This is a genomic window from Methylobacterium sp. GC_Met_3 (assembly GCF_026540775.1).
Taxonomy (GTDB): domain Bacteria; phylum Pseudomonadota; class Alphaproteobacteria; order Rhizobiales; family Beijerinckiaceae; genus Methylobacterium.
In genome coordinates this window covers 86,732-111,188 of record NZ_JALNUL010000001.1, presented here as the reverse complement: position 1 = coordinate 111,188, position 24,457 = coordinate 86,732, and the positions used below count along the sequence as shown (strand labels likewise).

The window sequence follows — 24,457 nt, the reverse complement described above, 5'->3', positions numbered from 1 at the left end:
GCCGAATGATGATGTGCAACCGATCTCGTGCCCGGCAACATGCAATCGCGCCGCGCACATCTGAGCCAAAACCGGAGTCGCGGCCGCTGTAAAGCGCAGGCGCGCTTCGATCCACCGGCCGCGAAGCCTGCGGGCTCCGCGGGCAGAGTCCCCGGAACAAGGGTCCCGATGGCGGACGAGACGACGTCGGCAGGCAACCCCCGGGGGAGGGCACGGCGCGTGGGAGGCGCCTGCCTCGTGAGCGCGCTCGCCCTGGTGCTGGTCCTCGGCGCCGGGATCGGCCTCGTGGCCCTGCGCCTGTCGAACGGGCCGCTGCAGATCGACGGCCTGTCGCGTCGCGTCGCCGCCGCCGTGGCCGAGCGGATCGGCCCCGGCTGGAGCATCGGCATCCGCGGCAGCAGCCTCGAACTCGACCGCGAGAATGCGCTGAGCCTGCGCTTCTCCGGGCTCGACATCCGCAATCCGCAAGGCGACCTCGTGGTCCGCGCGCCCCTGGCGCTCGTCAGCCTCGACCTCTGGGGGCTGCTGCGACTCAACCTCCAGCCGCGCTCCATCGAGTTCCGCGAGACGCAGACCACCGCGCTGCTGCATCGCGACGGCTCCATCGCGTTCGCCGCCTCGGAGGCCAACCACCCGGTCGACATCCAGCCGCACACGCCGCCGAGCGTGGATGCGGTGCGCGGCAGCGTCTCGCCGCTTTCGGCGGGCATCGCGTCGATCTTCGGCATCGTGCTCGATCCGAGCGGCGTGGTGGGCGCCCTCGACCGGGCCCGGATCACCGACGCACGCCTGCGCCTGATCGACGAGGACGGCCGCGAGCGTGCGGTCTTCGCCCGGGTCAACGGGTTGTTCGGGCGCGATCCGGCGAACGGATCGCGCACTTTCGAATTGCGGCTCGACGGGCCGCACGGCGAGTGGCGGTTCGGCGGTTCCCTGCGCGACGGCGGGGAGGGGCAGGAGCGCTCGGGCATCATCACCCTCGACGATCTGCCGGTGACCGATCTGCTGCTGCTCTCGGGCCAGTCGGGCCTGCCGCTGACCACCGATCTCAAGGTCTCGGCCCGGGCCGACGTGAAACTGGCGGCCGGGCGCATCCAGGCGATGACCGCCCGGGTCCATACCGGCGACGGCACCTTCCTGATCGAGGAGAAGGACTTCAACCCCGTCACGGTCGAGAGCCTCGACGCGAATCTAGACTGGGACGAGGCCGGCCGCGTCATGGCGCTGAGCGGCCTGGACTATCGCGGGGCCGGCAACGCCGTACACCTGACCGGCGCCTGGAAGGGCAGCCCGGCGGATGCGGCGACGGACTGGACGGCGACGCTCGCAGGGCGGGACGCCATCTTGCGCGGGGCGACGCCGCAGGACGCGCCGGTGAAGATCGACGCACTGGACGTGAAGCTCTCCGGCCGGGACGGCGGCATCGCCATCGACGGGCTGAACCTGTCCGCCCCGGGGATGAGCGGGACGATCACCGGGACGATCGGCACCACGGCCGACGATGGCGGCCTCAACCTCCACATCACCGCCCATGACGGCGACGTCCGCACGGGCCTGCGCCTCTGGCCGGAGCACATCGCGCCCCCGGCCCGGACCTATCTCGTGGACCAGCTGCGGCGCGGCCGCGTCGAGGCGGTCGACATCCGGGTGACGATGTCCGGGACCGTGCTGGCCGCCGCGACCCGGGGCGATCCGGCCCCGGACGACTCCGTCCATATCGACTTCCACGTCTCTGACGCGGCCCTCGACGTCACCGCCGACGCGCCCCCCGTGACCAGGGGCAACGCCTTCGGGACCATCACCGGGCGCTCGACCACGGTGCGTAACGTGACTGCCGAAATCCGCGGACCGGACGGCCGCGGCCTCGCGGTCTCGGACGGCAGCTTCGTCATCCCCCAGCTCACCCCGGACCGGGTGGTGGCGCAGATCGGCATGCGGCTCTCCGGCGGGGCGGATGGCATGGCCTCCGTGCTGCAGGCCAAGCTGTTCAAGAGCCTGATGAGCGTTGATCTCGACCCCGCCACGATCAAGGGCAGCGCCGATCTGCGGGTCGATTTCCCCCTCAATCTCAAGCACATCCCCGATCTGCCCGACCTGCCGGTGACCCTGACCGGCACGCTGGCCGACCTCTCGGTCGACAAGGTGATGGGCAAGGACCGGCTGGAGGCGGGCAAGTTCTCCCTGTCGTACGACCGCGGCGCCTTCGCGCTGAAGGGCGACGGCCGGGTCGCGGGCGCCCCGATCTCGGTGGACATGCGCCAGCCGAAGGTGGGACAGCCGGGCGAGGCGGTCATCAACCTCGCCCTCGACGACGCGGTGCGGGGTCGGAAGGGCCTGCCGACCGCGCCGCAACTCACCGGCACGATCCCGGTCCGTGCGGTGGTGCCGATCGGCCGGCCCGGAACCGGCAAGCCGCCGATCAAGGTCGAGGCCGATCTCGCCAAGGTCGGGATCGACGGGCTGCTCCCGGGATTCACGAAGTCCGTCGGCAAGCCGGGACGGCTGACCTTCACCCTGGTGGATGGCAGTCAGGGCCTCGAACTGCGCGACTTCGCCTTCGACGCCGCCCCGGCCTCCGCCCGCGGCACCGTCACGATTACCCCCGAGGGCGGCCTGGAGCGGGCGGAGCTGACGAACGTCAAGCTCTCGCCCGGGGACGATCTGCGGGTCGGGCTCGACCGGTCCGGCAACGGCTACAAGGTCGTGGTCCGGGGCGCGGTGGTGGATGCGCGGCCGTTCCTGAAGTCTTTGGGCGGGCCGGACGGCAAGGGCGGCAAGGACACGAACCCGAAGGATATCGACGCCGACATCCAGGTGCCGATCGTCACGGGCTTCAACGACGAGGCGCTGACCGGCGCCAACCTGCGGCTGTCGCTGCACGGCAAGACCCTGCGCGCGGCCACGATTTCCGGGCGCTTCCGCGCGGCGCCCTTCGCCGCCTCCGTCACCCGCGGCGAGCGCGGCGTGCCGACGCTGGCGGTGGATACCGCCGATGCCGGCGCGACCCTGCGCTTCGTCGATGTCTACCGGCGGATGCATGGCGGGCGGCTCAATGCCGGGATCGGCCTCAATGACGGCCCGCAGGCGGGGGTCGTGCAGATCCGCGACTTCGTCCTGCGCAACGAGCCCGCTTTGTCGAGCATCATCGCGCAGGGGCCGGAGACGGCCGACACCGATTCCGCGCGCGGCCGCCGGGTCGCCCCGGGCCGGGGAGCCGGGGACGTCACCTTCGACCGGATGCGCGCCAATTTCGTCCGCACGGGCACCCGGGTCGATTTCAGCGACGCGGCGATCTCGAACGCCGCCATGGGCTTCACCCTGTCGGGCTGGCTCGACACGGGCCGCGAGCGCACCCTGATCGACGGCACCTTCGTGCCGCTCTACGGGCTGAACAACGTCGCCTCGCAACTGCCCCTGCTCGGGCCGCTGCTGGGCGGCGGCCACAACGAGGGGCTGTTCGCGGTCAATTTCCGCGTCTCGGGCAAGCTGGCCTCGCCGGATGTGAGCGTGAACCCGCTCTCGGCCATCGCGCCGGGCTTCCTGAGGAAGCTGTTCAGCGCCGGAGGCGGGCCGTTCGCCGACGGGATGCCGGCGCCGCAATAAGACGATGCGGGCTCGCGCGCCCCGCCGCCGGGTTCGCTGCGCCCCACAAAAAAGCCCGGCGCGGTGAACCGCCCCGGGCCGAAGCCAAATCCGGAAAGAACTACTTCTCGACGAAGGCCTTCTCGATCACGTAGTGGGCCGCCTCGCCGTGGTTGCCCTCCTCGTAACCGCGGGAGGTCAGAAGCTCCCGGGTGTCGCGGATCATGTCGGGGCTGCCGCAGAGCATGAAGCGGTCGTTCTCGATCGCCATCTCCGGCAGGCCAATGTCGGAGAAGAGCTTGCCCGAGACCATCAGGTCGGTGATCCGGCCGCGGTTGCGGAACGGCTCGCGGGTCACGGTCGGGTAGTAGACCAGCTGGTTCGAGATCATCTCGCCCAGGAATTCGTGCTTCGGCAGCGTCTCCGTGATGGTCTCGCCGTAGGCGAGTTCCTGCACCTGACGACAGCCATGGACCAGCACGACCTTCTCGAACCGGTCGTAGGTCTCCGGATCCTTGATGATCGACAGGAACGGCGCCAAACCCGTGCCGGTGCCGAGCAGGTAGAGGTGCCGGCCGAGCAGCAGGTTGTCGAGCACCAGCGTGCCGGTGGGCTTCTTGCCGACGATGATCGGATCGCCGACCTTGAGATGCTGGAGCTTCGAGGTCAGCGGCCCGTCCTGAACCTTGATCGAGAAGAACTCCAGTTCCTCCTCGTAATTGGCCGAGACGACCGAATAGGCGCGCAGGAGCGGGCGCCCCTCGACCTCAAGGCCGATCATCGTGAACTCGCCGTTGCGGAAGCGGAACGCCGGATCGCGGGTCGTGCGGAACGAGAACAGGTTGTCGGTCCAGTGGTGGACCGACAGGACGCGCTCCTCGTAGAACTTGCTCATCGACGGATCAGTCCTCGAATCCTCTGATGCCCGGTTCGGCAGATCCCCGCCCTCCCACGGGACGGGGGCGGATCCATGCGGCGGTCCGCCGGGATCCGGATGTCAAACATACGCGTGCTGCTTCTTTCGCAGTTGCAGCACGCCCGTCAAGGCGCGCCAGGATCACACCCGCCAAAGAAGTGAACGGCCTGGAATCGTTCGAATATTTAGCCTCTTCGCCGCACGGCTGCAGCCGCGCCCCGGACATGGGAGGGTTGCCGGGGCGGGTGGCGCTCAGGAGACGGTGCCGGGGCGCAGCGGCTTCAGGCCCGCCTCGATCTCGGCCCGGCGCGGCTCCAGAAACGGCGGCAGGGCGAGACGTTCGCCCAGAGTCTCCAGCGGCTCGTCGGCGGTGAAGCCCGGCCCGTCGGTGGCGATCTCGAAGAGGATGCCGTTGGGCTCGCGGAAGTAGAGGCTGCGGAAATAGTAGCGATCGACCGGCCCGCTGGTTGGCACCCGGGCAGCCCGAAGCCGGTCGGCCCAGGCGTCGTATTCCGCATCCGGGATGCGGAAGGCGACGTGATGCACCGCCCCCGCGCCCTGCCGCGCCGGCGCGGACGGATCGGCCAGGAGCTGGATCTCGGCGGCCGGGCCGCCGGGGCCCATGGCGTAGACCTCGACCGGTCCGTCCTCGGTCTGGAACGCCCGATCCCGGCGCATGCCCAGCACCTCGGTGAGCACGGCGGCGGTGCGCCCGAGATCCGGCACCGCGAGGCGGATCGGGCCGAGGCCGCGGATCTGATAGGCGGCCGGCACCGGCGAACCGGTCCAGGGATGCTCCGGTCCGGTCCCGCCGTCATCGACGAGGGCGAGGCGCTGGCCCTCCGGATCCTCGAAATCCAGGGTGAGCCGCCCGTCGCGCACGACAGGCTCGGCCTCCACGATCCCAGCCTCGCGCAGGCGTGCGTGCCACCACGCCACCGCGCCTTCGCCGGGCACGCGCAGATGCGTCCGGGAGATGCTGTTCGAGCCCCGCCGCTCCCGGGGCGCCGGCCAGTCGAAGAAGGTGATGTCGGTCCCGGGGCTCGCCAGCCCGTCCGCGTAGAACAGGTGGTAGGCCGAGACGTCGTCCTGGTTCACGGTCTTCTTGACGAGGTGCAGGCCCAGCGTGCCCGTGTAGAACGCGACGTTGTCCGCCGCGCGGGCGGTCACCGCGGTGAGGTGGTGGATGCCGGTGAGCTGCATGGGGATCCGGGGGTCTGGGGCCGATCCGGCTCAGGTGGGGATTGGGGCCCGGGTTGCGAGGGCTGGCCATCCAGGGAGTTGTTCGGCAGGTATCAAGCTGCGCTCACTGAGCGCGTCTCAAGGCGTAATGGAGTTGTCCGCCCGTCATCATGGCCTATCCGCTCGACAATGGTTTGCGGGCCGCGTGGCGAAACCGCTGCACCACGATCTCATCGTCGCGGACGAAATGGTCGATGTGGTAGGGATAGGGCGTGAGGAAGAGACGCCGCACGCCGGGCAACGACGTCCGCGCGCCCACGTAAGGATGATCCCGCACGACTGCGATGAGCGCTGTCAGCCGGGCTTCAACGTTAGCCGCGCCTTGCGGGGACTACGTCGCGATGTGGCCCAGGGCGCGGTCGATCTGCTGCAAGGCGCGCCGCTGAAAAAGCAGCTTCAAAGGCGATACTTGGACAGGACGGCCTCGACTTCGGCCGCCGTCGCGAAGTCGCCGCGCATCCTCTCGGCCTGCGCCTCGACGAGATCGGCGACTTCATCAGCCGTAAGTTCGATCACCGCCTCGTCCCGGCCCGCATAGGCCAGCACAAGGCGAGCAATCTCATCCTGCATCTCGGGCGACAGCGCGCGGGCGGTTTCCATCGCCCGATCCAAGAGGTCGGTCATGCCTTCAGTATGCACCGATCACCGCCCGAGAAAAGCGGCCCAGCCCTCAGAGCCCGACCGGCCGCCCCGCGGCCACCACCAGCATCTTGCCATCCGCGAAGGTGCGGGCGGCGGCCCGGCGGATATCCGCCTGGGTCACGGCCGACACCATGGCGTTGCGCCGGGCGATGTAATCCATGCCCAGTTCCTCGAAGGCGATCTGCACCAATTGGTGCGCGATCTTGGTCGAGGTGTCGAAGCCGAGCGCATAGGAGCCGGTGAGGTAGTCCTTGGCCTTCTGCAACTCGTCGTCGTCCGGGCCATCCGTGATCAGGCGGCCGATCTCGTCGCCGATCACCGACAGTGCTTCGCCGACGCGCTCGTTCTTGGTGGCGGTGTAGCCCCAGGTCATCGCGGCCGAGCGGTGGCTGACCAGCGAAGTGCCGACCGAGTAGGCCAGCCCGCGCTTCTCGCGCACCTCTTGGAACAGGCGCGACGTGAAGGCGCCGCCGCCGAGAATATGGTTCAGCACGTAGGCGGGGATGAAGTCCGGGTCGCGCCAGGGCACGCCGGCCATGCCGAACCGGATCACCGATTGCGGGACGTCGAGATCGACCACGATGCGGCGGCCGAGATCCTGCACTTCGGTGCGCGGCACCGCCTTCAGTTCGCCGGCCTCCGGCAGGGCCCCGAAGGACCGGTTCAGACCGTCGGCGAGTTGCTGGGCGCCAATCGCGCCGACCGCCGCGACCTTCACCCGGCCGCGCCCGATGATGCGGGCATGCATCGCCAGCAGGTCGCCGCGGGTGATCGCCGTGACGCTCTCGACCGTCCCGGAGGAGGGGCGGGCATAGGGATGGCCGGCAAACGCCTCCTTGAAGAAGCGGCGGGAGGCCAGCACCCCCGGATCGTTCTGCTGATAGCGCAGGCCGGCGATGATCTGGGCCCGCACGCGCTCGATCGCGTCGGGGTCGAGGCGGGGCTTGGCCAGCGCCAGAGCGAGGAGGCCGATCGCCTCGTCGGCGTGCTTGACCAGCATCTTCAGCGAGCCGCCGACCGCGTCCGGCCCGGCATGGAACGACAGCTCGATCGCGCGGGCGGCCAGCCGCTCCTGGAACTGGTCGGAGGTCAGATCGCCGGCGCCTTCGTCGAGGAGCCGCGCCAGCATCTGCGCACAGCCGGACTTGCCGGCCGGGTCCTGGGCGGCGCCGCCCTCGAAGGTGAAGGCCAGGGCGATCAGCGGCACGACGGGGGATTCGACGTGCCACGCCTCGATGCCGGGGGCGGTCACCACCGGCAGCGCCGTGGTCGGCGAGTTGGTCGGGGTTACGGTCTCGACCAGGGTCTCGGTCAAGCTCATGAGAACCTCTTTTTTATCGCTTCACGGGCGGCGGAGCAGCTCAGCGCATCCGGGCTGATGCGGTCTCGACGGGGCTTGGAAAACCACCCGCCGGGACGCGTCCCGAAAACACTACTCGGCGGCCATCGCCACGGGGGCGTCGGGATCCTGCGCCTTGGTCAGGTAGCCGGTGACCGAGCGGGCCGGCGTCAGCCAGCGCTCGGCGGCGCTCTTCAGGCGGTCCTGCGACACCGCCTCGATATCGGTCGGCCAGCGGCGGACCTCCTCGATGGTCTCGCCGATCGCCAGAGCCGAGCCGTAGATGCGGGCGAGCGAGGACTGGCTGTCGGAGGAGTAGACCGTCTCGGCCACGAGCCGGGTCTTGGCCCGCTCGATCGCCTCGGGATCCAGAGCCTCGGCAGGGGCGCGGCGCAGCACCTTGTCGACGGCCTCCTCCAGCTTCTCCAGGGGCACGCCCTCGGCGGGCACCGCGTAGACGGAGAAGCGGGTGTCGTCGATCGCCGAGCCCATGTACCAGGCGCCGGCATTCACCGCGAGGCCGGTCTCCATGACCAACTTGCGGTAGAGATAGGAGGTCGAGCCGCCGCCCAGCACCTCGGCGAGCAGTTCGAGGTCATGGCAGCCGCCGTCGCGGGCGGTGATGCAGGAGGGGGTCAGGTAGAGCCGCTGCAGGGTCGGCTGCTCGACCTTCGGGTCGGCGACCGCGACGCGGCGCAGCGCCTTCGGCTCCGGCTCCCGGGCCCGAATACGCTCGGGCCGGGTGCCCTGCGGCGTCACGCGGCCATAGGTGGTCTCGGCCAGCCGGCGGACCTCGTCCGGGGTCACGTCGCCGGCGACCACCAGGATGGCGTTCTCGGGGGTGTAGAAGCGCTTGTAATAGGCCAGCGCGTGCTCGCGGTTCAGCCCCTCGATCTCGTGCATCCAGCCGATGATCGGGGTGCCGTAGGGATGGTGCACGAACAGGCCGGCCGCCATCGCCTCGGAGAGCTGGGCGGAGGGGTCGGTCTCGACCCGCATCCGGCGCTCCTCCAGCACCACGTCGCGCTCGGGAGCCACGACGGCATCGTCGAGGACGAGGCCGCTCATGCGATCTGCCTCGAACGCCATCATGGTGCCGAGATGGTCCCGGGCGACCCGCTGGAAATAGGCGGTGTAATCGTAGCTGGTGAAGGCGTTCTCCTGGCCGCCGAGGCCCGACACAGCCTTCGAGAAGGCGCCGACCGGGTGCTTCTCGGTGCCCTTGAACATCAGGTGCTCAAGGAAGTGGGCGATGCCCGACTGGCCGAGCGGATCATCCGCCGAACCGTTGCGGTACCAGATCATGTGGGTGGCGACGGGGGCGCGATGGTCGGGCACCACCACCACGTCGAGGCCGTTGTCGAGGGTGAACGCCGTCACTTCGGGACCACCCGCCTCGGACCGCCCGAACGGCGCGGCATCGCCCCGGCCGGCGCTGGCGCCGAAGGCCGAGCCCGGACGCAGTGGGAAGAGGGGGGGCGTCGCCGTCCTGAACAGGTGCATTCCGCTTTCCTTCTGCCGGCCCCGCCCGGCGCGCCGCATCTCTGGATGCGCGTGCGGATCGGAACCGTCCTGGTCTCCGGCGGGCAAGAACCGCACCGGGACGAACATCACATGTTGCCACGTCGAGTCGCCGTTGCAACGGCGACACAGCGACTCCGCTACTGCTGCGCCCGCTGACGGAGGTAGGCCTGGGGGTCGGCCTCCTCGCGCTCGCGGCTGGCGTTGTTGATCGGGTCGCTGGAGGGCGGGCGCGCCAGCTTCTTGGGCGATTGCCGATATCCGGTGGGCGGATCGGTCAGCACGTCCCGGTTCGGCTCGGCGTCGGAGGGCTCCGCGTTGGCGCTCTTGCCCTTGAGCAGGTCGAACGGGCTGACCAGGCTGTCGTCGCGGTTGTTGTCGCCGGGCTTGCGCTCGGCCTCGGTGGTCAGGTTCGCGCCGGCCCGTCGGCCGTTGCGCATCTCGTCCACCGAGAGGGTGGCGTTGTTGTCGTCGTAGCGGCCCTGGGCCTGGACGCCCTTGGGGTTGCGGCGCTCCTTGGCGGCGCGCTCGCGCTCGGCGATCTCGGGATCCTTCGGCCAGGCGGTGCTGGTGGAGCGAGCCCGGGGCTGGGGCAGGGCCTTGCCGTCGAGCTTGGGCGGCATCACCAGCGGCGGGCGCTCGTGGTAGTCGATCGGATCCTGGCGCTTCTCCAGAAGGCCGATGCCCGACAGCGCATCGCGCATGAACTCGCCGCGCTCCTGCGCCTGGGCGCCGACGGAGAGCAGCGGCGTCAGGGCGAACGCGGCGGGGAGGAGGAGTCGAAGCCTGCGATGCCCGGTCATGCTGCCTCACGGGTTCCGGCCGGGGAGTCCGGCTCGGGGATGGCCGAAACGCGGCCTGATCCGACGGGACCCGGCCTGAGGCCGGTTTCCGGCGATCGTATGGCGCCTTGGCCACATCGCGCCAGGGCGGAGATGTGACCGGACCGATGTGTTGCGCGCATCACAGGCGTGGGGCCGGATCGCTCGGGGCCGGATCCCGGTGGTGCCGCCCGGCCGGGAACAGGCTGTCGAGGATCAACCCAATGACGCCGGCCACGATCGCCGCGTCGGCGACGTTGAACACGTACCAGGACCAGCCGCCGGCATGCAGGTGGACGAAATCGAACACCGCCCCGTAGGCGGCGCGATCGATGGCGTTGCCCAGCGCACCGCCGACGATGAGGCCCAGGGCAACGCCGAGCAGCCGCGACGTGGCCCGCCGCATCCAGATCCCGAGGCCGAGCGCCGCGGCGAGCGACAGGATGACGAGGATCCAGCGGCCGAGGCCGCCCTCCTGCTGGAACAGGCCATAGGACACCCCTCGGTTCCAGACCACGACGAAGTCGGCGAAGGGCCCGAACCGCCAGGGCTGCGTGAGCACGAGGTCGGTGCCGAAATACAGGCCGAGCTTGGAGGCTTGGTCGAGGATCAGGGTGAGGAGGAGGGCCAGAAGGCCGGCGCGGAAGGGGGTCATGCGGCAACCGCACGGCCGACGGCGGAAAGCCCCTCTCCCCACGCGCGGGGAGAGGGGGATGCTGCGGCGAAGGAGGCGTCAATCGCCCTCACGCCGCGCTCGCCTCCGGATGCGCCGTGTCCCACTCGCGCAGGGCCTTTGCGTCGCGGGGGGTTACGTCCGGGAAATCCGGATCGCCGCCCACCTCAGGGCTGACCCGCCAGGAGCGGGCGCATTTGCGGCCCTCGGCCGGGCTCGGCACCACCGCCACGCCGCGGACCTCGTCGAGCCGGAAGGCCTCGGCCGGGCCCTCGCCCGCCACCACGGTGATGGCGGAGGTGATGCAGGTATCGGCGAAGTCGCAGCCCTCGAGCGCCGCCAGCAGGTCCGGATCCGCCACGTAGACCGTCGGGGCCGCCTCCAGGCTCGCGCCGATCCGCTTGGCCGCGCGCTCGATCTCCAGCGCTCCAGTGACCACCCGCCGCACCCGCCGGATCTTGTGCCAGCGCTCCGCGAGGGGGGCGTCGAGCCAGTCCGCCGGAGTCTCAGGCAGGGTCTGAAGATGCACCGAGCCGTCCTCGGACGGGTAGCGGTCGAGCCAAGCCTCCTCGGCCGTGAAGGCCAGCACCGGGGCGAGCCAGACCGTCACCCGCCGGAACGCCGCGTCGATCACCTGGAGTGCGGCCCGGCGACGAACCGAGGAGATCGGATCGCAATACAGCGCGTCCTTGCGCACGTCGAAGTAGAACGACGACAGGTCGCCGGTCATGAAGCCGTTGAGCAGCGCCACCACCCGCTTGGTGTCGAAGGTCGCGTAGGCCTCGCGGATCTCGCCGTCGAGCTCGGCCAGCCGGTGCAGGATCAACCGCTCAAGCTCCGGCATTTCTTGGAACTCGACGTCGTCGCCCTCGACCCGGTGGGCGAGCGAACCGAGCATCCAGCGCAAAGAATTCCTGAGCTTGCGGTAGGTCTCGGCAAACGTCTTGATGATCTCCGGGCCGATCCGCAGATCGTCGGTATAGTCGGACGCCGCGACCCACAGGCGCAGGATGTCGGCGCCCGAATCCTTGATGATGCTCTGCGGCGCGACGACGTTGCCCTTCGACTTCGACATCTTCAGGCCCTTGCCGTCGAGCACGAAGCCGTGGGTCAGGACGATGTCGTAGGGCGCCCGGCCCCGCGTGCCCGAGGATTCGAGCAGCGAGGACTGGAACCAGCCGCGGTGCTGGTCGGAACCCTCCAGGTACATGACCCGGTCCTGCCCACCGTCGCGGATGCGGGTGACCCCGGCGAACCCCGGAAAAGCCTCCGGATCGTCCAGCACGAAGGCGTGGGTCGAGCCCGAATCGAACCAGACGTCGAGGACGTCGGTCACCTTCTCGTAGGCGGCCGGGTCGTGCTCGGGCGCCAGGAAGCGCTGCGCGGCATCGTCCCGGAACCACGCGTCGGCGCCCTCTTTGGCGAAGGCCTCGCGGATGCGGGAATTGACCCGGTCGTCCTTCAGGATCTCGGCGGTCTCCCGGTGCACGAACACGGTGATCGGCACGCCCCAGGCGCGCTGGCGCGAGACCACCCAGTCGGGCCGGTTGCCGACCATACCGGTGATCCGGTTCTTGCCTTGCGTCGGCACCCACTGGGTGTCGTCGATGCCCTGGAGCGCCACCTCGCGCAGGGACCGGTTGCCGAGCGAATCCACCGGCCGGTCCATGGCGATGAACCATTGCGGGGTATTGCGGAAGATCACCGGCTTCTTGGACCGCCAGGAATGCGGGTACTGGTGGCGCAGCACCCCGCGGGCGACGAGCGCACCGGCCTCCGTCAGCGCGGCGATGACCGCCTTGTTGGCGTCGCCCTTCTCGCCCTTGGCGGTGAGCACGCGGGTGCCGGTGAAGCCCGGGGCCGCCTCGGTGAGCACGCCGTCCGCGTCCACCGTGTAGGGGATGGTCGTGTCGATGCCGCGCTCGTGCAGGAGCCGGCCGCTCGCCATCCAGAGTTCGAAATCCTCGCGGCCATGGCTCGGCGCCGTATGGACGAAGCCGGTGCCGGATTCGTCGGTGACGTGGTCGCCGTCGAGCATCGGCACGGCGAAGCCGTAGCCGAGCTTCGCCAGGGGATGGTCCAGGGTCAGGCCGGCGAGTGTCGACGGGCTCACGTCGCCGACGCGCTCGAACGCTTCGACCCGGGCGGCCTTGAACACGGTGGCGGCCAGGCTGTCGGCCAGCACGTAGCTCTGGCCGGGCACCGCCCAATTGTCGGCCGGCGCCTGCGTGACCCGGTACAGGCCGTAGGCGATCTTTTTGGAGTAGGCGACGGCGCGGTTCCCGGGGATCGTCCAGGGGGTGGTCGTCCAGATCACGACGCGCGCCGCGCCGAGGTCACCCTGTGCGCCGGAGCGGATCGGAAACGCACAGAAAATCGTGTCGCTGACGTGCTCCTCGTACTCGACCTCAGCCTCGGCGAGCGCGGTCTTCTCGACCACCGACCACATCACCGGCTTCGAGCCGCGATAGAGCTGGCCGCTCATCGAGAACTTCATCAGCTCGTCGGCGATCACGGCCTCGGCCGGGTAGGCCATGGTGGCATAGGGATGGTCCCAGTCGCCGGTGACGCCGAGCCGCTTGAACTCTTCCCGCTGCACGTCGAGCCAGTGCGCCGCGAAGGTCCGGCATTCCTGCCGGAACTCGATCACCGGCACGTCGTCCTTGTTGCGGCCCTTGGCGCGGTACTGCTCCTCGATCTTCCACTCGATCGGCAGGCCGTGGCAGTCCCAGCCGGGGACGTAGTTGGCGTCGAAGCCGAGGGCGGCCTGGGAGCGGACCACCACGTCCTTCAGGATCTTGTTGAGGGCCGTGCCGATGTGGATGTTGCCGTTGGCGTAGGGCGGGCCGTCATGGAGCACGAATTTCGGCCGGCCCTGGCCGCGGGCGCGCAGCGTCCCGTAGAGGTCGATCCGCTTCCAGCGCTCGATGAGGAGCGGTTCGCGGACCGGCAGGCCGGCGCGCATCGGGAATTCGGTCTGCGGCAGGAACAGGGTCTTGGAATAGTCGCGGGCGGGCGCGGTCTCGGGGGTGGTCATCGGATCTCGCATCGGCGGTCGGGCCGGCGGCAGGCCGGCGGAATCGGATCAGGCGGCAGGAGGACCCCGGACCTCCCCGCGGCCACGCCGAAGCGGGCCCTCAGGCGGAGGCCGGGCCGGTAATTCGAATCGGGCGGCCGGGGCCGCGCAGGGCGCGCGAAGCGTGCATGCGGCGATCTCTATCAGCCGCTCCGGCGCGAGGCCAGCGGCAGCGCCGATCACGCGCCCGTGAAACAGGATGGGACCATTCGGCGCCTGAACCGTTGATAGGCACACCCTCCGCTCGCCGAGGCGGCGCGGAGCCGACCCAGACCCAGATCCGGGAGATGAACCTATGAAGAAGCTTCTGATCGCGACCCTCGCCCTCGCACCCCTCGCCTTCGCGGGGGCCGCACAGGCCCAGGGCACGGCCCGCGGCGCCCAGCGCGGCGTCGAGGACGGCTCGGCTGCGGCCGGCCCGGTCGGCGGCATTGTCGGCGGTGCCGTCGGCGCGGCCACCGGCACGGTCGGCGGAGTGCTCGGCACCGATCCTGATCCGGCCCGCCGCGCCCGGGAAGAGCGCCGCGAGGAGCGGATGGAGCGTCAGGAGCGCCGCGGCCGCTGATTCGATCCGGCCGGTCGCCTCAGGCGGCCGGCCGCCCGTCCCGGCGGATCGTCTCCTGCGCCAGGAGGTATAATCCTGAGCCGACCACGATCATGGCGCCCGCCACGGTCCAGCGGCTCGGCACGTCGCCGAACAGCAGGAAGCCCAGCGTCACCGACCAGAGCAGCTGGGTGTAGATGAACGGCGCCAGCACGTTGGCCGGCGCGCGGGCATGGGCCATCACCAGGAGCCAATGGCCGAGCGTTCCGAACAGCGCGACGCCGATCAGCAATGCCCAGTGGGTCAGGCTCGCCGGGCTCGTCCAGATCCACGGCAGGAGCGGCGCCATCAGCGCGAGGCCCGCGAGCCCGGTGTAGAACATGGTCGTCGCGGTGGAATCGTAGGCCGCGAGCTTGCGCGTGATGATCGCGTAGAAGGCGTAGACCACGACGTTGGCCAGGCAGAGCAGGGCGGCCGGGTGCATCCCGCCGATTCCCGGCCGCACGATCACCAGCACGCCCAGGAAGCCGACGCCGATCGCCGCCATCCGCGCCCGGGAGGACCACTCGCCGAGCAGCGGTCCGGCGAGCAGCGCCACAGTGAGCGGCGCGGCGAACTGGATCGAGATCGTCTCGGCCATCTGCAGGTAGCGCAACGCCAGGAAGTTCAGGGCCGTCGAAGCGAACAGCAGCAGCGAGCGGACGATCTGGAGCGTCAGCCGCCGGCTCTTCACCACGCCCGGGGTACGCACCGGGTTGACGAACAGCGAGATCATCGCGACGCTCGCCGCGTAGCGCATGAAGGTGGTGACCAGCGGGTCGACCCCGGCCCGCGCCAGGGTCTTGGCGCTTGCGTCGAGGCTCGCGAAGAACGCGACGGCCCCGCACATGAGGGCGATGCCGACAAGCCGTCGGCGGCCGGCCAGGGCCATCTCGGCAGCGGCCTGCGCGGGCGCGATGTCATCGGTGACGGACGTCGCGACCTGCGTGTTCATGCCTGCCAAATCCCGGTGGAGGCCGGTATTTGTGCCACCCTCGACCTTGGTTCGGTATCCGTCGCCGCGCAGGGGGACCATGCAGCCGGCACGGTCATGCGGGCCGGCGGCGCCTCACCGCTTGGCCGCGACCTTCTCGACCGCCGGGGCCTTCTCGGCGGAGGCGGTCCGGGTCGTCGCCTTCGCGACCTTCGGCTTGGCCGGCGCGGCCCCCGCGATCAGCGCCGCGAGATGCGACTGGTCGAGCCCCGATGCCACAGCCGGACGCGGCGCGGGCTGCGTCGCGCCTGCCGGCATGCTGGCCGCCGCGACAGAGCGCTCAGCTTGACGCTCGATCGGGCGTGGCTCGATGGAGCCCGTGGCGACCGGATCGGCAAGGCTGGCGACCGGCACCGGGGCCGCCGTGGATTCGCGCTGGACGCGCAGGGTCCAGTGCGCCGCCGTCGAGAGGGCGGCGACCGCCAGGATCGCCTTGATGCCGCTGGTGAGCAGGGCTCGCATGGTCGTCAGGCCCGAGAGAACGCGGTTACGCCGGACCGGATCCCGGCCCCGATTCATCATCGCCGCGGAGCGTGAACGAAGCTGCAATCGCCGGACCGAAACCTGTCCCGGAACGGGGCAGCGCGCTTCCTCAAGGGGCCGGGCGAGGGGAGAAATCTATGTGGGCCTTGCGCCGGATCCGCGGTTCCTGTTCCCCGCGCACCCGACACTCCTGCAGCGACTCGGCCCACTGAGCCTCACAGAAACGGCCCAGAGAACTGGTCCGGACCGCTCCGTCACTGCCGACCCCGCCGCCATGCAGGCCCGAGCGGGCTCGCGAAACCTTCAGGCGCATCGGCCGCTGGGGAGAGCCCGTGTAGAGGGTGACAGCCGAGCCGGCAACAGAGGCGGGACCGTTTCGGCGGCCCCCGCGGCGATCAGCGCGCCTGCGCCGCCGCGGCGAAGCGTATCAGCGCGGCGATGTCGGACCCACCCGCCTCCGCGGCGAGGTGCCGGTACAGCGCGGCATAGCCATCGAAGACCTGCCGGCCGGCCGCGTCCGGGCCCAGGAAATCGGCGATTTCCGCCATCTCGGGTGCCCAGCGATACGCCTTCGGCGCCATGTCGGGCAGGCCCTTGGCGAACCGGGCGAGGAGCGCCGGCTCGTTCTCGGCGAGTTCGGCCAGCAGCGCCTCGCCGGCGCCGGCGCGCTCGGCGGCCAGGATCATGATGGCGGCCAGCGCCGTGAGACCCTTGTTGAGGCCGGCATAGCTCATCTTCAGGCTGGAGGCGGCGTCGATCCCGCCGGCGCAGACGCGCAGGTCGAGGCCGAGGTCGCGCAGGATCTGCGCGGGGCCCGTGTCCGCGCCCGAGACGTAGACGCGCGGCCCTTGGCTGCCGGGCTTCGGCGGCAGGCCCAGAATCGCCCCGTCGAGGAACGGCGCGCCCGTACCGGCGATGATCTCCGCAATGCGGCCGACCGTTTCCGGGCTGACGGCATTGGCGTCGATATAGACCGGCTTGCGTGGGGCCGCCGCGAGGGCGGGAGCGAGCCGGCGGGCCATGGCCTCCGCGTCGGCGGGCGGTACGATCGAGAGCAGGAGGTCCGCGGCGGCGAGATCGGCATCCGCGGCGTGGATCATGCCGGCAGCCTCGGCTCGAGCGTGGCTCGCAGACCCGCGCCCGTCGAGGGAGGTCAGCACCCGGGCGCCGTGCTCGGACAACCGAGCCCCGATGGCGCTGCCCATGGCGCCGGGGGCGATCACCGCGATGGTGGGCATGGGGGTTATTCCGATCCGACGAACTGCCCGACACTAGGCGAGCTGCATGAGCTCAGCCAAGGCCGGGACGCTCCTTTACGACCCCGTTCAGCGCCGGTATCGTTCCATGCATGAGCAATCCCGCCACGCTCGCCGCCGGGCAACCTGGGTCCTGGCCCTAGAAGGACGCAAAGGCCCGATTCGGCGAGCTTATCCGTCGTGTCCAGAGCGATGGACCGCAACATGTGACGGTTGGGGATCAGGAAGCCGTGGTGGTGATCTCGGCGGAGGAGTTCCGCCGACTTACGGGAACCGCGTCGGGACAGAAGCTGATCGACGCCCTGCAGGCCTCCCCGTACCGCGACATCGACCTCGAACCGGTCACGATGTCCGTCCGTGACGTTGATTTGTGAAAAGCTGGCTGCTCGACACCAATGTCCTGTCCGAGCTTCGCCGTCCGCGGCCGGAGCAGAGGGTTGTCGCCTTCGCCGCCGCTCAACCGATCGAGGCGCTGTACGTCAGCATCGTGACCTTCGCGGAGCTTCGATTCGGCATCGAGCGGCTCGGAGATGGACCGCGTCGGGCGGAGTTGATCGATTGGCTGACGCGTCAACTCCGGCCGATGTTCACCGGCCGCACCCTGCCCGTCGATGAAGAGGTTGATGGTACGCTGGCGGTTTCTCGTCGATGACGGCCGGCGGAGCGGGCACACCTTCCCGCAGCCCGATCTTCTGATCGCTGCGACGGCCCTGGTCTCCGGTCTCACACTGGTCACGCGAAACACCGCGGATTTCACGGCCGCCCGCGTGCCCCTCCTCAATCCCAAGATCGACCCACTGCCGTAAGCAGCCGGTCGCTCTCAGGTCGGTCGCTCCGAAGCTCCTACCGCAGCGACCCACAGAACCGCTGGATGCGCCGGCACGCCTCCTCCAGCACCGCGTTGGAGGTGGCGTAGGAGATCCGCAGGTTCGGCCCGAGACCGAAGGCCGAGCCGTGCACCGCGGCCACGCCCTCGGCCTGGAGCAGTTCCGTGACGAAATCCTCGTCGGTCTCGATGGTCTTGCCGGACTCGGTCGTCTTGCCGATCAGCGCCGCGCAGGACGGGTAGACGTAGAACGCGCCCTCGGGCGTCGGGCAGGTCAACCCGTTGGTCTGGTTGAGCATCGACACCACGAGGTCGCGCCGGCCCTGGAAGGCCGCGCGGAACTTCGCCAGATGATCCTGCGGCCCGTCGAGGGCAGCGACCGCGGCCCACTGCGCGATCGTGCTGGCGCCGGAGGTCTGCTGGCCCTGGACGAAGTCCATCGCCTTGATCAGCTTCTCTGGCCCGGCCGCGTAGCCGATCCGCCAGCCGGTCATGGCGTAGCCCTTCGAGACGCCGTTCATGGTCAGCGTCCGCTCGATCAGCTGCGGCTCGACCTGGGCCGGGGTGACGAACTCGAAATCGCCGTAGGTCAGGTGCTCGTAGATGTCGTCGGTCAGGATGTGCACGTCCGGGTAGCGGAGCAGCACATCGGTGAGCGCCTTCATCTCGGCGCGGGAATAGGCGGCCCCGGACGGGTTCGAGGGGGAGTTGAGGACGATCCACTTGGTCTTCGGGGTCAGCACCCGGTCGAGTTCCTCCGGCTGGAGCTTGAAGCCGTGGTCCATGTCGGTGTCGGCGAAGACCGGCGTGCCGCCGCACAGGCCGACCATCTCCGGGTAGGACACCCAGTAGGGGCGGGGAATCACCACCTCGTCGCCGGGGTTCAGGGTGGCCAGGAAGGAGTTGTACAGCACCTGCTTGCCGCCGGTGCCCACGATGGTCTGCGAGACCTTGTAGTCGAGCCCGTTCTCACGCTTGAACTTGCGCACGATCGCCTCGCGCAGGGGCGCGATGCCGGAGACCGGCGGGTAGCGGGTCTCGTTGCGGTGGATGGCCTCGATCGCGGCCTGCTTGATGTGCTCGGGCGTGTCGAAATCCGGCTCGCCCACCGACAGGCTGATGACGTCGACGCCGGACGCCTTCAGGTCCCGGGCCTTCTGGGTCATCACGATGGTCGCGGACGGCTTCACCCGCGAAAGGACGTCGGCGAGGAGAGCCATGGCGTGCGATGCTCCGGATTGTCGAGGTCAGGCGCCGCCTGTTTTGCGGCGCGGCGAACCGTAGGCCCGCGACGCTGAGCCGGCAAGCGCGGACGCCGCAGTGGCGCGCGGAACCGCGATGTCTGCTAAGAACCTGCGAGTCGGGACGGAACGGGAGGCCCTGCCGATGGGCGAGACCATCAACGTCACCCTGGCGCCGGACACGCTCCGCGCCGTGCGCGAGAGCGTCGAGGCAGGCGAGTACACGTCGGTGGACGCGCTGCTCGACGAGGCCGTGCACGCGCTGCAGCGCCAGCGCCGCGAGAATGCCGAGCAGCTCGATCTTATCCGCGCCCGCATCCGGCGCTCCCTCGACGATCCGCGGCCTCCGCTGAGCCTTGAGGAAGTCGAAGCGCGCATGGAAGCCCTGTTCGCTCAGACACGCGACGAGCGTCGGCGTGCGTAGGCTGCCCGTCGTGTTCCAGGGCGAGGCAGAGGCGGACCTCGCTGGCATCTTCCACGTCGTGCTCCACGCAAGCCAGGATCAAAGCGTCGCCGAAGGCTTCATCCGGCGAATCATCGCGCGCTGCCATCAGATCGGCGATGCACCCCATGGCGGGCGTCCGCGCGGCGATCTGGAGCCCGGCCTGAGAACCGTGCCGTTCGAGAGATCCGCCGGCATCGCATATCGGGTCGAAACCGAGTCGGTGACGATCACCAACGTGTTCTATGGCGGCCGCAACTTCGAGGCGCTGTTTCAGGCTGCCCGGGCGGACGACGAGCCGGCGCCGTGACCCGTGTGATCGAGCGGCCCCTCATGCCCTCGCACCGGCCGGCCCTGGCCCCCATCTCTCCCGGTATGACCCCGCTCTCCGTCCTCGATCTCTCCTTCGTCAGCGCCGAATCCACCCCGGCGCAGGCGCTGCATGACACCCTGGCGCTGGCCCGCCACGTCGATGGCCTCGGCTACCGGCGCTACTGGCTGGCCGAGCATCATGCGCTGCCCAACGTGGCCAGCCCGGCCCCCGAGATCATGATCGGCCAGATCGCCGCCGCGACCCGCAACCTCCGGGTCGGCTCGGGCGGGATCATGCTGCCGAACCACGCGCCGCTGATGGTGGCCGAGCGCTTCCGGGTGCTGGAAGCGCTGTTCCCCGGCCGGATCGATCTCGGCCTGGGGCGCGCGCCCGGCACGGACGGCGTCACCGCGCGGGCTTTGCGCCGCCGCGAGGCGCCGGGGGAGGGCGGGGGTGACGATTTCCTCGACCGCCTGCAGGAATTGCTGTTCTGGGACGGCGGCTTCCCTGAGGGGCATCCGTTCGGACGGATTACGGCGAGCCCGGCCGGTGTTCCGCTGCCGCCGATCTTCCTGCTGGGCTCGTCCGATTACAGCGCCCGGCTCGCGGGCGAGATCGGCTGCGGGTTCGGCTTCGCGCAGCACTTCTCCGGGATGCCGGCCGAGGCGCCGATGCTAGACTACCGCCGCGGGTTCCGCCCGACGCGGCTCGGCGCGACGCCCCACGCGATCCTGGCCGTCGCGGCGATCTGCGCGCCCACGGACGCTGAGGCCGAGCGGCTGGCCGCCAGTGCACGCCTGGCGACCCTGCGTCGGGAGCGGGGCGAGTACCGGCCGCTGCCGAGCCTCGCCGAGGCGCTGGCCTATCCGTATTCCGATGCCGAGCGGAGGCAGATCGAACGCGGCCGCGACCGTCTGCACGTCGGCGGCCCCGAGACTCTGCGGGCGCATCTCGCCGACATGATCGCGCGGACGCAGGCCGACGAGCTGATGATCGTCTCGGCGATTCCGGACCAAGCGGCGCGGCACGATTCCTACGCGTTGCTGGCGCAGGCTTGGGGGCTCAACACCGCTTCACAGGCCGCGTGACAGCAGGTTTCCAAAGGGCTTCAGCCCTTTGGCGGGTCGTCAGGGCAGAGCCCTGACAGATCGGGCGAAGCCCGACCATCGGGCGAAGCCCGCCAGCAAGGCTCCGCCCTGCACCCGCAAAAGGTCTCAGACCTTTTGAAACCAGGACTTCAGCGTCCGAACAGGCGGCCGAGGCGGCTCAGGAAACCGGGGGTTTCCGCTTCCTTGGACGCAGATACCGGTTTGGCCGTCTCTGACTTCGGCGCCAGCACCAGCCCGAGCGCCGCCGTGTCGGTGGTCTCGCGGTCGATCAGGATCAGGCTGCCGGTCTCGCGGTTCTCTGCATACGCATCCACCGCCACTGGCCGGTCGAGGCGCAGGCTCACGTCCGCGATGTCGTTGGCCGACAGCCGCTCGGCCGGGCCGGGCTTGCCGGTCTCCGGATCGATGCGCGAGACGATCCGCTCCACCGTCGCGGTGACCGTGGCGGTGCCGATCTTGGCGAACAGGCTGGCACCCGGACTGAGATCGGTCTCGGCCGCCCAGAACAGGCGGGCGTCCAAGGTCTCGGTGACCCGCATCGGCGCGTCGGAGGCCACGATCACCTGACCGCGCGAGACGTCGATCTGATCGGCCAGCACCAGGGTGACCGATTCGTCCTCGCCGGCCTCGGGCAGGTCGCCGTCGGCGGTGTAGATCCGCGCCACCGTGGAGGTTCGGCCGGAGGGCTGGATCGTCACCGCATCGCCCGGGCGGACCCGGCCGCTGGCGATCCGGCCGCTATAGCCCCGGAACTCGGAATTCGGCCGGTTGACCCACTGCACCGCCATCCGGAACGGCGCGTTGAGCGCCTCCGCGTGGACCGGCACGGTCTCCAGGTAGTTCAGCAGCGTGCCGCCCGTGTACCAGGGCGCCGCAATGCCCGGATCCACGACGTTGTCGCCGTTCTTGGCCGAGAGCGGGATCGGCTTGACCTCGGAGAAGTTCAGACCCCGGGCAAAGTCCGAAAAACCCGCCACGAGGCCGTCGAACGTGCCCTGCGCCCAGCCGGCGAGGTCCATCTTGTTCACCGCTAGCACCACCCGGCGGATCCCGAGATTCGACACCAGCAGCGCGTGGCGCCGCGTCTGGCGGGTCAGGCCCTGGCGGGCATCCACCAGGATCACCGCCACATCGGCCGTCGAGGCGCCGGTGGCCATGTTGCGGGTGTACTGCTCGTGGCCGGGGGTATCGGCCACGATGAACGAGCGCTTGTCGGTGGAGAAGAACCGGTAGGCGACGTCGATGGTGATGCCCTGCTCGCGCTCGGCTTGGAGGCCATCCACCAGCAGCGCCAGATCCACCTCGGCGCCCTGCGTCCCATGCTTGCGCGAATCGCGCTGGAGCGCAGAGATCTGGTCGTCGAAGATCTGCTTGGTGTCGTGCAGGAGCCGCCCGATCAGGGTCGACTTGCCGTCATCCACCGAGCCGCAGGCGATGAAGCGCAGCACCGCCTTGTTGCGGTGGGCGGTGAGGAAGGCCGCGTAGCCGGCGACGCGGTCGGCAAACGCCGTGGGAGCCTGGTGCACGGTCATCAGAAGTACCCCTCCTGCTTCTTGCGCTCCATGGCGCCGGCTCCGTCCTTGTCGATCACCCGGCCCTGGCGCTCCGAGGTGCGGGCCGCCAGCGTCTCGCCGATGATCTCGGGCAGCGAGGCGGCATCGCTCTCGACCGCACCGGTCAGCGGGTAGCAGCCGAGCGTGCGGAAGCGGACAAGGCGCTGCTGCGGGGTCTCGCCCGGCTCCAGCGGCAGCCGGTCGTCGTCCACCATGATGAGCTGGCCGTCGCGCTCCACCACCGGCCGCTCCTTGGCGAAGTAGAGCGGCACGATCGGAATGTTTTCCTGCTCGATGTAGAGCCAGATGTCGAGCTCGGTCCAGTTCGACAGCGGGAAGACCCGCAGGGACTCGCCGCGCTTCTTCTTGAGATTGTAGAGGTGCCAGGGCTCGGCACGCTGACGCTTCGGGTCCCAGCGGTGCTGCGCGGTGCGCAACGAGATGATCCGCTCCTTGGCGCGGCTCGCCTCCTCGTCACGACGCGCGCCGCCGAAGGCCGCATCGAACTTGTACTGATCGAGCGCCTGCCGGAGCGCCTGGGTCTTCATCACGTCGGTGTGGACCTCGGAGCCGTGGCTCACCGGGCCGACACCACGGGCGAGCCCGTCCGGGTTGGTGTGGATCAGGAGATCGAGGCCGAGTTCCTTCGCGCGGGCATCGCGGAACGCGATCATCTCGCGGAACTTCCACGTGGTGTCGACGTGCAGCAGCGGGAACGGCAGCCGCCCGGGCGCGAACGCCTTGAGGGCGAGGTGCAGCAGGACGGAGGAATCCTTGCCGATCGAGTAGAGCATCACCGGGTTCTCGGTCTCGGCGACCGTCTCCCGGAAGATGTGGATGGCCTCGGCCTCCAGCCGCTTGAGGTGGCTGAGGCGATCGGCGGTCTGTGCGGGCGTGGGGGCGCTCGGCTGCACGGCGGCGGCGAGGGCGGCGCTCATCGGGCGAACTCCGGCTGGCGATGGGTCTCGGTCTGGATGGTCTCGAACGCGGCGGCCTCCTGGCCCGGCTGCACCGACGCCAAGGGGCGTCCGATATGCAGGCCGCATTCCTTCTTGTCTTCCTGTTCCCACCACCAGCGGCCGGCCCGCTCCGGCTCGCCGAGCCTCACGGCGCGGGTGCAGGGGGCGCAGCCGATCGACGGGAAGCCGCGATCGTGCAGGACGTTGTAGGGCACGAAGTTGTCGCGCACGAAGCTGTCGATCTGCGCCCGCGACCAGTCGGCCAGGGGGTTCAGCTTGATCAGGCCGCGCGCGGCATCGAACTCCGCGAGCGGCGTCTCGGCGCGGTTGGCCGACTGGCCGGCCCGCAGGCCGGTGAGCCAGCCACTCGCGCCGTCAAGCGCCCGGCCCAGCGGCTCGACCTTGCGGAAGCCGCAGCAGGCCTGCCGGGCGGCGACCGAACGCCGGAAGCCGTTGATCCCCTCGTCCCGCACGAAATCCTCCGCGGCCGCGCGCTCCGGGGCGTAGGCGGCAATGCGGATCCCATAGGCCGATTCGGTCTCGGCCCAGGTGTCGTAGGTCTCGGCGAACAGGCGGCCGGTATCGAGGGTCACGATCTCGACGCGCCCGTTGGCGAGCTTGGCCATGGCCAGCGCGTGGGTCAGCGCCTGATCCTCGACGCCGAGGCTCGTGGTGAAGACGAGGCGGCCAGGGATCTCGGCGGCGATCAGGTGGAGCCGGCCTGGGAGGTCGAGCCCGGACAGCCGCGCCCCAAGGGCTTCGGCCATCTGTCGGTCCGGACGGGTCATCGCGGCATGTCCCGGGGTTCGTGTGGAGGAAACGGCGGGCACGTGACGGCACCCTGTTGTCGAACCGACGAGATGTTCGCTATACCGAACGAAGTCAA

The 24,457-nt window shown here is 69.9% G+C and carries 22 protein-coding genes and 1 pseudogene; 8 read left to right on the top strand and 15 right to left on the bottom strand.

Translation table 11 applies throughout. The features are described 5' to 3' along the window. Positions 1-237: 237 nt before the first annotated feature. Entirely contained in the window at positions 238-3,603 is a 3,366-nt protein-coding gene (locus OXS27_RS00550; protein WP_267353514.1) for a DUF3971 domain-containing protein, read from the top strand. A 100-nt stretch (positions 3,604-3,703) separates the two neighbouring features. Here the strand turns inward: OXS27_RS00550 and OXS27_RS00545 are convergent, their stop codons facing one another. The 8 genes from OXS27_RS00545 to ileS form a co-directional block, all read right to left on the bottom strand. Continuing rightward, positions 3,704-4,477: a ferredoxin--NADP reductase gene (locus tag OXS27_RS00545; protein WP_267353512.1), complete on the bottom strand. Its 774-nt coding sequence runs from the start codon at positions 4,475-4,477 to the stop codon at positions 3,704-3,706. A 273-nt stretch (positions 4,478-4,750) separates the two neighbouring features. Further along, positions 4,751-5,701, bottom strand: coding sequence for a ring-cleaving dioxygenase (locus tag OXS27_RS00540; RefSeq protein WP_267353510.1), 951 nt, complete (start codon positions 5,699-5,701; stop codon positions 4,751-4,753). A 435-nt stretch (positions 5,702-6,136) separates the two neighbouring features. Next, a complete protein-coding gene (locus OXS27_RS00535; protein WP_243919918.1) occupies positions 6,137-6,364 on the bottom strand; it encodes a hypothetical protein in 228 nt (75 codons plus the stop codon). A 46-nt stretch (positions 6,365-6,410) separates the two neighbouring features. Beyond that, positions 6,411-7,703, bottom strand: a complete 1,293-nt coding sequence (locus OXS27_RS00530; RefSeq protein ID WP_267353507.1) for a pitrilysin family protein — start codon at positions 7,701-7,703, stop codon at positions 6,411-6,413. A gap of 111 nt (positions 7,704-7,814) precedes the next feature. After that, a complete protein-coding gene (locus tag OXS27_RS00525; RefSeq protein WP_243919920.1) occupies positions 7,815-9,224 on the bottom strand; it encodes a pitrilysin family protein in 1,410 nt (469 codons plus the stop codon). 158 nt (positions 9,225-9,382) lie between these two features. After that, positions 9,383-10,045 (bottom strand): hypothetical protein, encoded by a 663-nt coding sequence (locus OXS27_RS00520; protein ID WP_267353505.1) that lies wholly within the window; start codon positions 10,043-10,045, stop codon positions 9,383-9,385. 160 nt (positions 10,046-10,205) lie between these two features. Then, entirely contained in the window at positions 10,206-10,718 is a 513-nt protein-coding gene (gene lspA / locus OXS27_RS00515) for a signal peptidase II (RefSeq protein ID WP_267353503.1), read from the bottom strand. 88 nt (positions 10,719-10,806) lie between these two features. After that, positions 10,807-13,773, bottom strand: a complete 2,967-nt coding sequence (gene ileS / locus OXS27_RS00510; RefSeq protein WP_267353501.1) for an isoleucine--tRNA ligase — start codon at positions 13,771-13,773, stop codon at positions 10,807-10,809. Between the two features lie 334 nt (positions 13,774-14,107). On the opposite strand from ileS, the gene OXS27_RS00505 reads away from it, so the two are divergent. Then, positions 14,108-14,377 (top strand): hypothetical protein, encoded by a 270-nt coding sequence (locus OXS27_RS00505; RefSeq protein WP_243919928.1) that lies wholly within the window; start codon positions 14,108-14,110, stop codon positions 14,375-14,377. A 19-nt stretch (positions 14,378-14,396) separates the two neighbouring features. Here the strand turns inward: OXS27_RS00505 and OXS27_RS00500 are convergent, their stop codons facing one another. From OXS27_RS00500 to OXS27_RS00490, 3 genes are all read right to left on the bottom strand, one after another. After that, the gene (locus OXS27_RS00500; RefSeq protein ID WP_243919929.1) at positions 14,397-15,350 is read right to left on the bottom strand and encodes a DMT family transporter; all 954 of its coding nucleotides are present in this window, start codon (positions 15,348-15,350) and stop codon (positions 14,397-14,399) included. 114 nt (positions 15,351-15,464) lie between these two features. Beyond that, the gene (locus OXS27_RS00495) at positions 15,465-15,851 is read right to left on the bottom strand and encodes a hypothetical protein (RefSeq protein ID WP_243919932.1); all 387 of its coding nucleotides are present in this window, start codon (positions 15,849-15,851) and stop codon (positions 15,465-15,467) included. A gap of 416 nt (positions 15,852-16,267) precedes the next feature. After that, positions 16,268-17,110 carry an NAD(P)-dependent oxidoreductase gene (locus OXS27_RS00490; protein WP_267353498.1) on the bottom strand — a complete coding sequence of 281 codons (843 nt, stop codon included), beginning with the start codon at positions 17,108-17,110 and terminating at the stop codon, positions 16,268-16,270. 176 nt (positions 17,111-17,286) lie between these two features. Between OXS27_RS00490 and OXS27_RS00485 the strand changes: the two are divergent. From OXS27_RS00485 to OXS27_RS00475, 3 genes and pseudogenes are all read left to right on the top strand, one after another. Next, positions 17,287-17,502 (top strand): annotated as a pseudogene (locus OXS27_RS00485) (type II toxin-antitoxin system prevent-host-death family antitoxin); the annotation flags it as partial. Beyond that, the gene (locus OXS27_RS00480) at positions 17,499-17,780 is read left to right on the top strand and encodes a PIN domain-containing protein (RefSeq protein WP_267353496.1); all 282 of its coding nucleotides are present in this window, start codon (positions 17,499-17,501) and stop codon (positions 17,778-17,780) included. The pseudogene OXS27_RS00485 and the gene OXS27_RS00480, both read left to right, overlap by 4 nt. Continuing rightward, positions 17,752-17,934, top strand: coding sequence for a hypothetical protein (locus OXS27_RS00475; protein WP_267354289.1), 183 nt, complete (start codon positions 17,752-17,754; stop codon positions 17,932-17,934). Before OXS27_RS00480 ends, OXS27_RS00475 begins: the two co-directional genes overlap by 29 nt. 37 nt (positions 17,935-17,971) lie before the next feature. Here OXS27_RS00475 and OXS27_RS00470 read toward each other — a convergent pair whose 3' ends face one another. Next, entirely contained in the window at positions 17,972-19,174 is a 1,203-nt protein-coding gene (locus tag OXS27_RS00470; protein ID WP_267353493.1) for a pyridoxal phosphate-dependent aminotransferase, read from the bottom strand. Between the two features lie 118 nt (positions 19,175-19,292). On the opposite strand from OXS27_RS00470, the gene OXS27_RS00465 reads away from it, so the two are divergent. From OXS27_RS00465 to OXS27_RS00455, 3 genes are all read left to right on the top strand, one after another. Next, complete coding sequence (locus OXS27_RS00465) at positions 19,293-19,619, top strand: type II toxin-antitoxin system ParD family antitoxin (RefSeq protein ID WP_267353491.1); 327 nt, start codon at positions 19,293-19,295, stop codon at positions 19,617-19,619. Beyond that, positions 19,612-19,947, top strand: a complete 336-nt coding sequence (locus OXS27_RS00460; RefSeq protein WP_267353489.1) for a type II toxin-antitoxin system RelE/ParE family toxin — start codon at positions 19,612-19,614, stop codon at positions 19,945-19,947. Before OXS27_RS00465 ends, OXS27_RS00460 begins: the two co-directional genes overlap by 8 nt. 65 nt (positions 19,948-20,012) lie before the next feature. Then, positions 20,013-21,038, top strand: coding sequence for an LLM class flavin-dependent oxidoreductase (locus OXS27_RS00455; protein WP_243919991.1), 1,026 nt, complete (start codon positions 20,013-20,015; stop codon positions 21,036-21,038). 149 nt (positions 21,039-21,187) lie between these two features. Here OXS27_RS00455 and cysN read toward each other — a convergent pair whose 3' ends face one another. From cysN to OXS27_RS00440, 3 genes are read right to left on the bottom strand one after another with little or no spacing between them, the layout of a single operon-like run. Next, positions 21,188-22,591 (bottom strand): sulfate adenylyltransferase subunit CysN, encoded by a 1,404-nt coding sequence (gene cysN, locus OXS27_RS00450; protein ID WP_267353487.1) that lies wholly within the window; start codon positions 22,589-22,591, stop codon positions 21,188-21,190. Next, entirely contained in the window at positions 22,591-23,550 is a 960-nt protein-coding gene (gene cysD, locus OXS27_RS00445; protein ID WP_243919946.1) for a sulfate adenylyltransferase subunit CysD, read from the bottom strand. Before cysD ends, cysN begins: the two co-directional genes overlap by 1 nt. After that, positions 23,547-24,359 (bottom strand): phosphoadenylyl-sulfate reductase, encoded by an 813-nt coding sequence (locus OXS27_RS00440; RefSeq protein ID WP_267353484.1) that lies wholly within the window; start codon positions 24,357-24,359, stop codon positions 23,547-23,549. The genes cysD and OXS27_RS00440 overlap by 4 nt, the downstream gene beginning before the upstream one ends. Positions 24,360-24,457: the final 98 nt, after the last annotated feature.

Coding starts and splice junctions, on each gene's coding strand:
- OXS27_RS00545 (WP_267353512.1), bottom strand. CDS start 4,477: ATGAGCAAGTTCTACGAGGAGCGCGTCCTGTCGGTCCACCACTGGACC.
- OXS27_RS00540 (WP_267353510.1), bottom strand. CDS start 5,701: ATGCAGCTCACCGGCATCCACCACCTCACCGCGGTGACCGCCCGCGCG.
- OXS27_RS00535 (WP_243919918.1), bottom strand. CDS start 6,364: ATGACCGACCTCTTGGATCGGGCGATGGAAACCGCCCGCGCGCTGTCG.
- OXS27_RS00530 (WP_267353507.1), bottom strand. CDS start 7,703: ATGAGCTTGACCGAGACCCTGGTCGAGACCGTAACCCCGACCAACTCG.
- OXS27_RS00525 (WP_243919920.1), bottom strand. CDS start 9,224: ATGCACCTGTTCAGGACGGCGACGCCCCCCCTCTTCCCACTGCGTCCG.
- OXS27_RS00520 (WP_267353505.1), bottom strand. CDS start 10,045: ATGACCGGGCATCGCAGGCTTCGACTCCTCCTCCCCGCCGCGTTCGCC.
- lspA (WP_267353503.1), bottom strand. CDS start 10,718: ATGACCCCCTTCCGCGCCGGCCTTCTGGCCCTCCTCCTCACCCTGATC.
- ileS (WP_267353501.1), bottom strand. CDS start 13,773: ATGACCACCCCCGAGACCGCGCCCGCCCGCGACTATTCCAAGACCCTG.
- OXS27_RS00505 (WP_243919928.1), top strand. CDS start 14,108: ATGAAGAAGCTTCTGATCGCGACCCTCGCCCTCGCACCCCTCGCCTTC.
- OXS27_RS00500 (WP_243919929.1), bottom strand. CDS start 15,350: ATGAACACGCAGGTCGCGACGTCCGTCACCGATGACATCGCGCCCGCG.
- OXS27_RS00495 (WP_243919932.1), bottom strand. CDS start 15,851: ATGCGAGCCCTGCTCACCAGCGGCATCAAGGCGATCCTGGCGGTCGCC.
- OXS27_RS00490 (WP_267353498.1), bottom strand. CDS start 17,110: ATGCCCACCATCGCGGTGATCGCCCCCGGCGCCATGGGCAGCGCCATC.
- OXS27_RS00475 (WP_267354289.1), top strand. CDS start 17,752: ATGGTACGCTGGCGGTTTCTCGTCGATGACGGCCGGCGGAGCGGGCAC.
- OXS27_RS00470 (WP_267353493.1), bottom strand. CDS start 19,174: ATGGCTCTCCTCGCCGACGTCCTTTCGCGGGTGAAGCCGTCCGCGACC.
- OXS27_RS00465 (WP_267353491.1), top strand. CDS start 19,293: ATGTCTGCTAAGAACCTGCGAGTCGGGACGGAACGGGAGGCCCTGCCG.
- OXS27_RS00455 (WP_243919991.1), top strand. CDS start 20,013: ATGACCCCGCTCTCCGTCCTCGATCTCTCCTTCGTCAGCGCCGAATCC.
- cysN (WP_267353487.1), bottom strand. CDS start 22,591: ATGACCGTGCACCAGGCTCCCACGGCGTTTGCCGACCGCGTCGCCGGC.
- cysD (WP_243919946.1), bottom strand. CDS start 23,550: ATGAGCGCCGCCCTCGCCGCCGCCGTGCAGCCGAGCGCCCCCACGCCC.
- OXS27_RS00440 (WP_267353484.1), bottom strand. CDS start 24,359: ATGACCCGTCCGGACCGACAGATGGCCGAAGCCCTTGGGGCGCGGCTG.